Origin of the sequence: Bacillus sp. 22446, from assembly GCF_052044955.1 — a bacterium.
GTDB classification, from domain to species: domain Bacteria; phylum Bacillota; class Bacilli; order Bacillales; family Bacillaceae; genus Bacillus; species Bacillus altitudinis.
On the sequence record NZ_JBQEOD010000013.1, the window covers coordinates 53,179 to 64,648 of the forward strand.

At 43.3% G+C, this 11,470-nt stretch carries 12 protein-coding genes; 11 read left to right on the forward strand and 1 reads right to left on the reverse strand.

The features are described from left to right. Positions 1 to 10 precede the first annotated feature (10 nt). The 8 genes from ACTJJD_RS18175 to ACTJJD_RS18210 all read left to right on the forward strand — a co-directional run bounded on the left by ACTJJD_RS18175 (position 11) and on the right by ACTJJD_RS18210 (position 8,549). Complete coding sequence (locus tag ACTJJD_RS18175; protein ID WP_008346233.1) at positions 11 to 946, forward strand: ABC transporter permease; 936 nt, start codon at positions 11 to 13, stop codon at positions 944 to 946. Next, positions 943 to 1,905, forward strand: a complete 963-nt coding sequence (locus ACTJJD_RS18180; RefSeq protein ID WP_217815690.1) for an ABC transporter permease — start codon at positions 943 to 945, stop codon at positions 1,903 to 1,905. Before ACTJJD_RS18175 ends, ACTJJD_RS18180 begins: the two co-directional genes overlap by 4 nt. 7 nt (positions 1,906 to 1,912) lie before the next feature. Further along, the gene (locus ACTJJD_RS18185) at positions 1,913 to 2,926 is read left to right on the forward strand and encodes an ABC transporter ATP-binding protein (RefSeq protein WP_138825625.1); all 1,014 of its coding nucleotides are present in this window, start codon (positions 1,913 to 1,915) and stop codon (positions 2,924 to 2,926) included. Continuing rightward, positions 2,923 to 4,542, forward strand: a complete 1,620-nt coding sequence (locus ACTJJD_RS18190; RefSeq protein ID WP_284565010.1) for a peptide ABC transporter substrate-binding protein — start codon at positions 2,923 to 2,925, stop codon at positions 4,540 to 4,542. The genes ACTJJD_RS18185 and ACTJJD_RS18190 overlap by 4 nt, the downstream gene beginning before the upstream one ends. Before the next feature lie 114 nt (positions 4,543 to 4,656). After that, positions 4,657 to 5,598: a S66 peptidase family protein gene (locus ACTJJD_RS18195; protein ID WP_019743455.1), complete on the forward strand. Its 942-nt coding sequence runs from the start codon at positions 4,657 to 4,659 to the stop codon at positions 5,596 to 5,598. Further along, positions 5,595 to 6,674 carry a dipeptide epimerase gene (locus ACTJJD_RS18200; protein ID WP_440608733.1) on the forward strand — a complete coding sequence of 360 codons (1,080 nt, stop codon included), beginning with the start codon at positions 5,595 to 5,597 and terminating at the stop codon, positions 6,672 to 6,674. Before ACTJJD_RS18195 ends, ACTJJD_RS18200 begins: the two co-directional genes overlap by 4 nt. Beyond that, positions 6,674 to 7,591 carry a C40 family peptidase gene (locus tag ACTJJD_RS18205; protein ID WP_041507408.1) on the forward strand — a complete coding sequence of 306 codons (918 nt, stop codon included), beginning with the start codon at positions 6,674 to 6,676 and terminating at the stop codon, positions 7,589 to 7,591. Before ACTJJD_RS18200 ends, ACTJJD_RS18205 begins: the two co-directional genes overlap by 1 nt. Then, positions 7,581 to 8,549 carry an ABC transporter ATP-binding protein gene (locus ACTJJD_RS18210; protein WP_060780992.1) on the forward strand — a complete coding sequence of 323 codons (969 nt, stop codon included), beginning with the start codon at positions 7,581 to 7,583 and terminating at the stop codon, positions 8,547 to 8,549. Before ACTJJD_RS18205 ends, ACTJJD_RS18210 begins: the two co-directional genes overlap by 11 nt. 63 nt (positions 8,550 to 8,612) lie before the next feature. Here ACTJJD_RS18210 and ACTJJD_RS18215 read toward each other — a convergent pair whose 3' ends face one another. Beyond that, entirely contained in the window at positions 8,613 to 9,473 is an 861-nt protein-coding gene (locus ACTJJD_RS18215) for a dimethylarginine dimethylaminohydrolase family protein (protein WP_236810400.1), read from the reverse strand. Positions 9,474 to 9,652: 179 nt separating this feature from the next. Here ACTJJD_RS18215 and ACTJJD_RS18220 point away from each other — a divergent pair, with 179 nt between their 5' ends. The 3 genes from ACTJJD_RS18220 to ACTJJD_RS18230 all read left to right on the forward strand — a co-directional run bounded on the left by ACTJJD_RS18220 (position 9,653) and on the right by ACTJJD_RS18230 (position 11,372). Then, on the forward strand, positions 9,653 to 10,174 hold the full coding sequence (locus tag ACTJJD_RS18220) for an acyl-CoA thioesterase (RefSeq protein ID WP_008346212.1): 522 nt from the start codon (positions 9,653 to 9,655) through the stop codon (positions 10,172 to 10,174). 114 nt (positions 10,175 to 10,288) lie between these two features. Then, complete coding sequence (locus ACTJJD_RS18225; protein WP_098680926.1) at positions 10,289 to 10,615, forward strand: PadR family transcriptional regulator; 327 nt, start codon at positions 10,289 to 10,291, stop codon at positions 10,613 to 10,615. Positions 10,616 to 10,619: 4 nt separating this feature from the next. Continuing rightward, on the forward strand, positions 10,620 to 11,372 hold the full coding sequence (locus ACTJJD_RS18230; RefSeq protein WP_017359130.1) for an HAAS domain-containing protein: 753 nt from the start codon (positions 10,620 to 10,622) through the stop codon (positions 11,370 to 11,372). The last annotated feature ends 98 nt before the right edge of the window (positions 11,373 to 11,470 follow it).

Here is an 11,470-nt window from a genome sequence, read left to right on the forward strand (position 1 = left end):
GAGACAGCAGATGGCCAGCTTTTTGCTCAAGCGTTTGATTGCCATGATTGCCACAATTTTAACCATCACAACTTTAACGTTTATTTTAATGAAGGTCATCCCAGGATCGCCCTTCAATGAAGAACGAAATACAAACGAAACTGTCCAGCGAAACCTCGAAAGCTACTATCACTTAGACGAACCACTCTATGTTCAATACATGATCTATTTAAAATCCATCGTTACTTTTGATTTTGGTCCTTCCATTAAAAAGCCTTCTGAAAGTGTCAATGATTTATTGGCGAGAGGTTTTCCAGTCTCATTAGAACTTGGTCTTATCTCTATTTTGATTGCTGTCATCTCCGGCATCTTGCTCGGAATCATGGCTGCCCTCCGGCATAATGGCTTGATTGATTATATCGCCATGACGATTGCTGTTTTCGGTATATCCATACCAAACTTTATCTTTGCTACCTTATTAATTCAGCAGCTTGCTGTGAATGTAAAGCTCTTTCCTACAGCAATGTGGACAAGTCCAATGCATATGGTGCTTCCTACCATTGCACTGGCGGTAGGTCCAATGGCGATCATTGCCCGATTAACGAGATCGAGCATGATTGAAGTGCTGTCGCAGGACTATATTCGAACTGCAAAAGCGAAAGGACTTTCCCCTTATAAAATTGTGTTTAAACATGCCCTGCGGAATGCACTTTTACCTGTCGTCACGATCCTCGGCACACTTGTCGCAAGTATTTTGACAGGCAGTTTTGTCATTGAAAAAATCTTTGCGATCCCTGGAATGGGAAAATACTTTGTTGAGAGTATTAATAACCGTGACTATCCTGTCATCATGGGAACCACTGTTTTTTACAGCATCATCTTAATTACCCTTCTTTTCATTGTAGATGTGACATATCGTCTGCTTGATCCAAGGATCCAGCTGCATCAGAAAGGAGGAAAGGCATGAGCATACACCTTCAGCATGATCAAATGAATCAAGCGCATGAAGTGCCAGATGAATGGTTTGCTCCTAAAGAACAAAAGACATCTGAAGTCCATGCCATTAAAAGACCCTCACTTTCGTATTGGGCAGATACTTGGCGACGGTTAAAACAAAATAAACTCGCTATGTTTAGTTTATCGGTGCTGATTTTTCTTTTCGTCATGGCTATATTAGGCCCACTCCTTGCACCGAATAGTGTGACAGAACAGCGGCTTTCCATGCAAAACTTGCCACCGTCAGCTGCTCACTGGTTTGGAACAGATGAGCTTGGACGTGATGTGTTTACACGTACTTGGTATGGCGCACGCATTTCGTTATTTGTGGGCGTGATGGCCGCTCTCATTGATTTTGCAATCGGTGTCATCTATGGCGGTATTGCAGGATATAAGGGCGGGAAGTATGACCATGTCATGATGCGGATCGTCGAGGTGCTTTACGGTCTGCCGTATTTACTCGTCGTCATTTTATTGATGGTTCTGATGGGGCCAGGGCTTGTCACTATTATTGTGGCGCTCACTGTCACAGGCTGGATCGGGATGGCAAGAATCGTGAGAGGTCAAGTCCTTCAGCTGAAAAACCAAGAATATGTCCTTGCCTCGAAAACCTTTGGCGCAAAAAGTTTGCGCATCATCCGCAGAAATTTACTGCCGAATACGATGGGACCGATTATTGTCCAGATGACGCTAACTGTACCGACAGCGATTTTTGCTGAAGCATTCTTAAGTTTTCTCGGTTTAGGGATTCAAGCGCCGTTTGCAAGCTGGGGTGTGATGGCCAATGATGCCTTGCCGACAGTGCTGTCAGATAACGGTCACTGGTGGCGTTTATTCTTTCCGGCATTTTTTATTTCGCTGACGATGTTTTGCTTTAATAATTTAGGTGATGGCCTGCAAGATGCGCTTGATCCGAAGATGAAGAGGTGATGGCGTGATGAAAAAAATGCTTCGGATTATCGATCTGCATGTTAGCTTTCGGACATATGGCGGTTCTGTTCAAGCGGTACGCGGGGTGAATGTGGATGTGTATGAAAAAGAAACCCTCGCCATTGTAGGAGAATCAGGCTGCGGGAAAAGTGTGACGTCTCAAAGTATCATGCGGCTTCTCCCTGCATACAGTGCACAAGTTGATCAAGGGGAAATTTGGTTTCGTGATCGCAACTTGCTGTCATTATCTGAAAAAGACATGCGCAGCATACGTGGTGTCGATATCTCCATGATTTTTCAAGATCCTATGACGGCACTCAACCCGACACTGACAATTGGAGATCAGCTGATGGAGGCTGCAAAAGTGCATCAGAAGCTGACAAAAAAAGAAGTGAAAGAAGAGGCGCTTCGTATGCTTGATTTGGTGGGGATACCGCAGCCGAAAGAGAGGCTGAAGCAATATCCGCATCAATTCAGCGGCGGCATGAGACAGCGGCTCGTGATTGCAATGGCTCTTATTTGTGAGCCGAAGGTGCTGATTGCAGATGAACCGACAACTGCACTAGATGTCACCATACAGGCGCAGATTTTAGAACTATTTAAGGAGATTCAGAAAAAAACAGGCGTGACGATTATTTTAATCACACATGACCTAGGGGTCGTAGCACAAGTCGCTGATCGAGTGGCCGTCATGTACGGGGGGAAAATCGTTGAAGTTGGGACAAGGCGAGATATCTTTTACAGTCCGCAGCATCCCTATACAAAAGGGCTACTGCAATCCGTTCCAAGGCTGGATATGAAAGATGAGCTCATTCCTATTGAAGGAAGCCCGCCTGATTTATTTGCTCCGCCAAAAGGTTGTCCATATACCGATCGATGCCCGTCTGCGATGAAAGTGTGTGATCATATTATGCCGCATGAAACGCAGCGTTCACCTACACATGCAGTACATTGCTGGCTTCAAGATGAACGAGCGAAGCAAACGGTTTTATCTTCAACACAAAGGGGGAGTTTTTCATGAGAAAAACAGGTTGGATTCTCAGTATTTGCTTTATCGCAGTGATGCTGCTTGCAGGATGTACAGCCAATGAGCAAGCAGGCAAAGGATCTTCAAGCAAGGGCGATGAGAAAGTTTTGACATTAAATAACGAAAACGAACCAACATCATTTGATCCGCCCATTGGTTTTAATAATGTGTCCTGGCAAGGGCTCAATAACTTAATGGAAGGATTAACGAGACTGAATGAGAAGCACGAACCATCTGCTGCCATGGCGGAAAAATGGGACATTTCAAAGGACGGAAAAACGTACACGTTCCATTTAAGGGATGGGATTAAGTGGTCAAATGGTGACCCAGTCAAAGCAAGTGACTTTGAATATGCGTGGAAGCGGCTGCTAGATCCAAAGACGGGCTCTTCTGCGGCATTCTTAGCTTATATGATTGAAGGGGGCGAAGCGTTTAACAGCGGAAAAGGGAAGAAAGAAGATGTAAAAGTCAAGGCTGTTAATGATCAAACGCTAGAGGTCAAGCTAGCATACCCGCAGAAATCTTTCTTAAATATGACCGCAAACCCTGCCTTTTTCCCGGTGAATGAGAAGGTAGCGGAGAAGGATCCGAACTGGACCAAGGATGCGAAAACCTTTGTTGGTAATGGACCGTTTAAGCTGACAGAGTGGAAGCATGATGAAAGCTTTACAATGGAAAAAAGTGAAACGTATTGGGACAAACAAACGGTCAAGCTGGATCAAGTGAAGTGGCTCATGATCAGTGATCGAAACACAGATTATCAAATGTATCAATCAGGAGATTTAGATACGGCCTTCGTTCCGGCAGAACAAAGTGAAGACCTGTTAAAAAGCAAAGATGTGCAAATTGAAGATCAAGCAGGGCTGTTTTTTTATCGCCTAAATGTCAACATGGAGCCTTTTCAAAATAAGAACATTCGCAAAGCCTTTCAAATGGCGATCAACCCTCAGGATATTGTAAAGTATGTGACGAAAAATGAAGAGAAGCCAGCACGTGCCTTCGTTTCACCAGGAATTTTAGATTCAAAGGGTGAAGATTTCAGAGAAGCTGGCGGCGACCTTGTCAAACATGATACGAGTGAAGCCGTAAAACTATTAGAAAAAGGGTTGAAAGAAGAGAACTATTCAAAGCTGCCGCCCGTCACATTAACATATAGTACAAAGCCTGAAAATAAGAAAAAAGCAGAAGCCATTCAGCAGCAATTAAAAGAAGCGCTAGGGGTAGACGTGAAGCTTGCAAACATGGAAGCAAATGTGTTTGCAGAAGATCAAAAGGCACTCAAATTCCAATTCTCGCAAAGTTCATTTCTAGCTGACTATGCAGACCCAATCAATTTCTTAGAGAGCTTCCAAACAGGAAATGCGATGAACCGGACAGGCTGGTCAAATGATACGTATGATCAGCTGATCAAAAAGGCGAGCCAAGAAGCAGATGAACAAAAGAGAAATCGTATGCTGCATGATGCCGAGGCACTTCTGATGGAAGAAGCACCGATCATTCCCATTCATTTTTATAACCAAGTCTATTTACAAAAAGAAGGCGTAAAGGGCATTGTCCGTCATCCTGTTGGTTACATTGATTTGAAATGGGCACAGGTAGATGGAGAGTAAATGAAAAAATGAGAGAACGGGACGCTTTGAAAAAAGCGTCTGTTCCTTTATTTGTTCATGTTATGAAGAAGATGCCCATAGATTGAAAGAAACGAAGAGAAAGAGGGGATTGGCATGAACCATCTACCAGTGGCACTTCAAACAGGAGATACAGTGGGAATCATTGCACCAGCAAGCCCGCCTGATGAGCTGAAATTAGCAAGAGGTATTTCTTTTTTAGAAAGCTTAGGGCTAAAGGTGAAAAAGGGGAAGTATATCGACTCCCGGTATGGTTATTTAGCAGGTCATGATCATGAACGAGTGGAAGATATTCATTACATGTTTCAAGATCCAGACGTGAAGGCAGTGATTTGTGCTTGCGGAGGTTACGGAACAGGAAGAATTGCAGAAGCCATTGATTATGACCTCATTCGCCGGAACCCAAAAATCTTTTGGGGATACAGTGATATTACGTTTTTACATACAGCGATTCAGCAGCAGACGGGTCTTGTGACCTTTCATGGTCCAATGCTCTCCTCTGATGTGGGACTTGAGGAGGTTCATCCGTATACAAAAGATACCTTTTTACAGCTATTCACTCCGAAAGCCTTTTCGTATACGAACCACCTGTCACCTCTTCACACTTTTTATCATGGCACGGCTTCAGGCGAAATCACCGGAGGAAATCTTGCCCTTATCGTCACGACACTTGGTACACCTTTTGAAATTGATACAAAGGGGAAGCTTTTATTGATAGAAGATATTGACGAAGAACCATATAAAATCGATCGAATGATGCAGCACTTAGCATCTGCAGGAAAATTACATGATGCGGCGGGATTTATCATTGGTGATTTTCATCAATGTGAGCCGAAAAAGAAAGAGCAGTCGTTAACGCTCGATCAGCTATGGGAGACGTATATTGTCCCGCAACAGAAACCTGCACTTGGCGGCTTTCGGATCGGTCATTCATCTCCAAACTTCGCCATTCCAATCGGCGTGCAGGCTACATTAGATGCTACAGGGAAAAAACTGCATATTTCCCCAGGTGTTGCAGCGAAAGAGGCGATCAAATGAAAATCGTAGATGTTCGCACAAGCAGAACGAGTGTACCGCTAAAGAAGCCTTTCAAAACAGCATTAAGAACGGTGTATGACGCCGCATCTCTTATTGTGATCATCACCTATGATCAAGGTGATGTCAGCTATGGAGAGGCAGTGCCGACATCGGTCATTACAGGTGAAACACTGGAAAGCATTGACTATGCTATTTGCGCTGTGATGAGGCCGATCTTGATTGGGGCCTCATTGTCACAATATGAACAAATCTTTTCAGCGATCGACCGTGTACTTGTAGGAAACACGAGTGCAAAGGCTGCAATAGATATGGCGATTTACGATGGTTTAGCGAAGCAGGCTGGCCTGCCGCTTTATCAATATCTTGGTGGTTATCGTGATCAGCTGGAAACGGATTACACGGTTAGTGTCAACCGTCCGCTAGAAATGGCAGAGGATGCGAAGCAATATGCAGCTGAAGGCTTTCGTACCTTAAAGATCAAAGTGGGAAAAGATGATATAGAGACGGATATTCAGCGGATCAAACGGATTCGAGAAAAAGTCGGGCCGGATATTCAAATCAGGCTTGACGCCAACCAAGGCTGGACATGGAAGGAAGCGGTTGTGGCCATTCGAAAAATGGAGGCTTTCGATATTGAACTAGTCGAGCAGCCAGTGCCTAAAGAAGACATCGAGGGTCTGCGCCGGGTGACGGAAGCAACAGACACATTGATTATGGCAGATGAAAGTATTTTTAGCCTCCATGATGCCATCAAGGTGTTAGAAACGAGAAGCTGTGATCTCATTAACTTAAAATTAATGAAAACAGGCGGTATCAAAAAAGCGTTGAAAATCAATAGTTTAGCAGAAGCATACGGCGTCAAGTGCATGGTTGGCAGTATGATCGAGTCAAAACTAGGGATTACCGCAGCCGCTCATCTTGCTGCAAGCCAACCGAATATTACCCGTTACGATTTTGATGCGCCGCTTATGCTAAAAGAGGACTTAATAGACGGAGGAATTATCTATCAAGGAAAAGATATTCTCTTTCCACCGCATCATGGGTTAGGCATTCAAAGAGTGAAAGGGGTCTTATGATGTTATATGAATCAAAGGTTCCAGTCGCAAATATATGGACAGCACCGCAGTCGCCGAGAGAAATGGATCGACACGTTCTTCAAAGCTCCGTCCAGATCAAAGAATGGATTGATGAGCAAACATATGAACAGAAATTGGCCTTATGTGAAGAAAACCTTATTCAAACCCAAGTACTGCTTGGCGAACGAGTCATTGGGCTGGAGGAGACAGATGGCTGGATGAAAGTTGTCATCCCGCAGCAGGCAAGCCGGAAACACCCGCAAGGCTATCCAGGTTATATCCCTGTAGAGCAATTAAATGAAGTATCAGAGAGTGAACCACCTGCTAGTCCCTTGATTGTTTGTCAGAAAAAAGCGGTTTTATATCAAAACGGAACACCGGATATGGAGGTTAGTTTTTTAACAGAACTAGCACCTGTTGAAGAAATGAGCGATTCCTTTGATGTTCTGACTCCAGTAGGAAGAAGAGAAATCAAAAAAGAAGATGTGCGCCGTGCTTCATCACCTTCTTCTATGAGCGGTAAGGATGCCTTAGCCATAGGAAAACAATTTATTGGACTGTCATATTTGTGGGGCGGCATGAGCAGCTATGGCTACGACTGTTCGGGTTTTGTTTACAGCATGTACAAAGCGTGTGGATGTTTATTACCGAGAGACGCAAGTGACCAAGCAGTTCAAGGAACTCCAGTCGCATCAAACCATTTGGCGCCAGGTGATCTCATGTTTTTTGCCAATGACAATGGGAAGGGAGCAGTTCGCCATGTAGGGATGTATGCTGGAGATGGCATGATGCTTCACTCACCTAAAACGGGCAGACAGATTGAACTTCTGTCTCTTTCTGGTACTTCATATGAACAGGAATGGGCAGGAACAAGGCGGTATTTGAAAGCTGAGAGGGGGAGATGTGATGGGAAGTGAACCACTTCTGCAAGTCAATAACTTAAAAAAGCATTTTCATCTATCGAAAGGAAGAACGTTAAAAGCATTAGATGGTGTCACCTTTCAGCTGAAACAAGGCGAAACCTTTGGTCTTGTTGGTGAGTCAGGCTGCGGTAAATCTACACTTGGAAAAGTGCTCATGCGGCTTTATGACCCGACAGAAGGTGAGGCTTTGTATGAAGGGAAAAGTCTCCATCACTTATCGAACCGAGAATCATTTGATTTCAATAGACAAATTCAAATGGTGTTTCAAGATCCGTATTCTTCTTTAAATCCTAGGCTCTCTGTAAAAGATATTATGCTAGAACCGATGGAGATCCACCAATTGTATGGCAGTCAAAAGAAAAGACTCGAGCGTGTGAAGGAACTGCTTGAAGCGGTGGGGCTAAGTCATGATTTTGCTACACGCTATCCTCACGAATTCAGCGGAGGACAGAGGCAAAGAATAGGGATTGCTAGAGCACTCGCCTTATCGCCAAAGTTTATTGTGGCAGATGAGCCGATTTCTGCACTAGATGTATCCGTTCAAGCTCAGGTCGTGAATTTGCTGAAAAAACTGCAAAAAGAAGAAGGATTGACGTTTTTATTTATTGCCCATGATTTATCGATGGTTAAATATATTAGCGATCGAATCGGTGTCATGTACTTAGGACATCTCGTGGAGATGACGAGCAGTGATGCTTTATATAAAACACCGCTTCATCCATATACACAAGCATTGCTGTCTGCTATCCCGATTCCAGATCCTGATGTGGAAGATAAACGCAAGCGGTTTATTTTAAAGGGAGAAATTCCAAGTCCAGTGAATCCGCCAAGCGGCTGCGTATTTCGGACAAGATGTCCTGCTGCAATGGATGTATGTGCGGACAAGAAACCAGTATTACAAGCAGTCGAAGATGGGCATGAAGTGGCCTGTCATTTATATGATAGGAAATAGATAAAGGGAAGTAGACAAGCGTTTAAAAAGCCAGCGAGTAAATACAAGCTGGCTTTTTGGCTTTTATGAACGCCTAATAGGTAATGTACAGCATCTAAAAGAGCCGCCGGATTTAATGATTTCTGAAAAATCCACTTCAATGACGGTGTAGCCGCGTGCTATTAATGCAGCATTTGTTTCTTGGTTGATTGGTAAGCTGATGACTTTTTTCTGACCAATGGACAACACATTTGGTCCAAGTGTGAACTGCTCTTGCTCACTTATTTCAATGAGATCATAATGCTTTTTGAGCATATGAAGATCCTTTTCCGTAAAAGCTTCAGGGTAAATCAATATCTCATGATGAGAAAGAATATTCATCACACAATCAAGATGCAAAATGTGAGAAGGAAGATGAATAGGAATGATGTCGTGATTCGGCAGTTCTTTTTTGAGCTGCTGGATGGCGGCTAGATTTGTTCTTTTGCTGATCCCCACAAATACACGGGTTTGGTCTATAAGCACATCGCCGCCTTCAATCGTTCCATCATCCAGCGTGATGGTTGTCCATCCTTTTGTCTGTGCCCATTCTTTTAAAGAATGTTCTTCTCCTTGTCTGACAGGGGCTGCCATGTTTGAAACAAATAAAGTCTGTCCAATTGTAAATCCAATATCCCGAGTGAAGACTTGTTCAGGGAAACGTTCATTTGCTGGAAGAAGGACAGGCCGGACATGATGGTTTTTCAGCGTTTGGATGAATTGCTTATGCTGCGTGAGGGCTTTGATTTGAGAAATATTTTCTCTTGCAAAATGCTTTTGGGTTTCATTGATGATCTGTTTAATTTCCATATAAATTGGACTGCATAAGAGGACTTCTTGTAACTCATCATATTCACTCATACATTGCGGCGTTTTATACACTTTCTCTGATTTCATAGAATCCATCAAAGGGCCTCCTTGTTTATCGATAGTTATATTATTCCTCCTTCTAGTAAATGTTGAAACATTTCCGAAAGAAAATCTCTCATGAGAGACTAAAGCAAAAAGTTTAGACAAACCTAATAGAATAGTGTTTAATAAAAGTCGTTCCGCATCAACGAAAACAGCAAGAAGGAGCTATGACGATGAGTGAAGAAAATTTCAAATACTGCAAGGAATCGAAAGTTGTGAAAACCAGCAGGGTATTCCCCCTCGATACGAATAACCACCAAACGTTATTTGGCGGAAAATTAATGAGTTATATAGATGACATTGCTTCCATCTCGGCAGCAAGACACAGCCGTAGTGAAACAGTCACCGCATCAATGGATTCAGTTGATTTTTTAGAGCCGATTGGACAGAAAGAGTCCGTCTGCTTAGAATCTTATGTGACATGGGTCGGCACATCTTCTATGGAAGTATTCGTCAAAGTCATTAAGGAAAACTTGATGTCTGGAGAGCGTAGACTCGCAGCAACTTCATTTCTTACCTTTGTCTCGCTTGATGAAAACGGGAAGCCAAAACGAGTTCCACAAGTCATGCCGGAAACAGAGGAAGAAATCATGCTTCATCAAACAGCGAAGCAGCGGGCAGAGGAAAGAAAAAGCCGCCGAAAGCATAGTAAAGCTTTGGCTGACGCACTTGGGACGGATAAGCCTTGGGCGTAAAAATCACCCTTTAAGCGGTGATTTTTTTCTGAGTCGGTATCTTGCATGGCAAGATAGTGTGTGGTAAGATCAAACTATCTTGTCATGCAAGGTACTGAAAGCGGAGGATCGATAATGACACAATCAACACAAATGCTAAAAGGAATTCTAGAGGGATGCCTGCTGTCGATTATTTCTGAAGGTGAAATTTATGGCTATGAAATGACAAAGAAGCTTGCGTACTATGGGTTTGATCAAATTAGTGAAGGTAGTATTTATCCGATCTTGCTACGCATGCAAAAAGAACAACTGGTTCATACGTCCACAAAAGCATCAACGAGTGGGCCGAAAAGGAAATACTATACGCTCACACAAAGAGGCGAAGAAGCGCTGACGGATTTTACCATGCGATGGAATGAGCTGTCAGGGAATGTAGAGCGATTATTACATAAAGGGAAGTGAGAAGATGGTAACAAAAGAAACGAGACACATCTTATTAGAGCTGCAACTCTATCTCATATCAAAAGGGAAAAATCAGGACGAGATCGACGAAGTGATGGATGAATTAACGACACACGCTGTCGAAGCTGAGAAAGATGGGAAAACAGGGGAAGATGTATTTGGCGGAGATCCACGGGGCTTTGCTGATGAGCTAGCAAAAGAGCTTTCTAGAAATCATAAAGACTGGGTTCCGTTTGTCAGTGCTTTTTTAATTGGATCTCTTTTTTACATGATGTTAGCAGATGCCATCAGTCAAAGTTTATCGTATTCTTGGTATGCACTCATTGGTTATCCGCTCATCATAGTGGCCAATGTGATCATGACCATTGTGATGTTTAGAGCTTCGGCCTTTCAAACAAGCAGGAGGGCATTCTTTTACTTTTGGATATTAGGTGTTTTTCAGATGACAGCCTTGATCACAGTGAAATTATTGGACCAAAAACTTGGTACTCCTTTACTTGTGCTGACCTCGAGCCAAAGATGGGGCGTCATTCTTCTGTTGCTGCTGTGTATTGTCTTATTAAATGCCATTTTAAAAGCCAATATGGTGTCGCTCATTCCGGTGATCTTCTTTGGACCGCAACTCCTATTCGAATGGCTTGGATGGACATCACCTCTCATGCTTCTTTTCACAAGTCTGGTATCCATTGTGATTTTAGTCTTGCTCACAATCGCTTTTTTACGGAAAACAAACAAGAAAAATGAACATTTAATGTAAATAGAGCACATCTCTTGCGATGTGCTTCAGCGTGTAGACAAACCCTCGCATTCTTTGTCAGTCCTGCGTGCTGGTGCTCACGAATGTCAAATTCGCTC

Bases quoted from the DNA above. Each gene is read 5' to 3' on its own strand.
- ACTJJD_RS18175 (WP_008346233.1), top strand. From the start codon at position 11: ATGGCCAGCTTTTTGCTCAAGCGTTTGATTGCCATGATTGCCACAATT.
- ACTJJD_RS18180 (WP_217815690.1), top strand. From the start codon at position 943: ATGAGCATACACCTTCAGCATGATCAAATGAATCAAGCGCATGAAGTG.
- ACTJJD_RS18185 (WP_138825625.1), top strand. From the start codon at position 1,913: ATGAAAAAAATGCTTCGGATTATCGATCTGCATGTTAGCTTTCGGACA.
- ACTJJD_RS18190 (WP_284565010.1), top strand. From the start codon at position 2,923: ATGAGAAAAACAGGTTGGATTCTCAGTATTTGCTTTATCGCAGTGATG.
- ACTJJD_RS18195 (WP_019743455.1), top strand. From the start codon at position 4,657: ATGAACCATCTACCAGTGGCACTTCAAACAGGAGATACAGTGGGAATC.
- ACTJJD_RS18200 (WP_440608733.1), top strand. From the start codon at position 5,595: ATGAAAATCGTAGATGTTCGCACAAGCAGAACGAGTGTACCGCTAAAG.
- ACTJJD_RS18205 (WP_041507408.1), top strand. From the start codon at position 6,674: ATGTTATATGAATCAAAGGTTCCAGTCGCAAATATATGGACAGCACCG.
- ACTJJD_RS18210 (WP_060780992.1), top strand. From the start codon at position 7,581: ATGGGAAGTGAACCACTTCTGCAAGTCAATAACTTAAAAAAGCATTTT.
- ACTJJD_RS18215 (WP_236810400.1), bottom strand. From the start codon at position 9,473: ATGGATTCTATGAAATCAGAGAAAGTGTATAAAACGCCGCAATGTATG.
- ACTJJD_RS18220 (WP_008346212.1), top strand. From the start codon at position 9,653: ATGAGTGAAGAAAATTTCAAATACTGCAAGGAATCGAAAGTTGTGAAA.
- ACTJJD_RS18225 (WP_098680926.1), top strand. From the start codon at position 10,289: ATGACACAATCAACACAAATGCTAAAAGGAATTCTAGAGGGATGCCTG.
- ACTJJD_RS18230 (WP_017359130.1), top strand. From the start codon at position 10,620: ATGGTAACAAAAGAAACGAGACACATCTTATTAGAGCTGCAACTCTAT.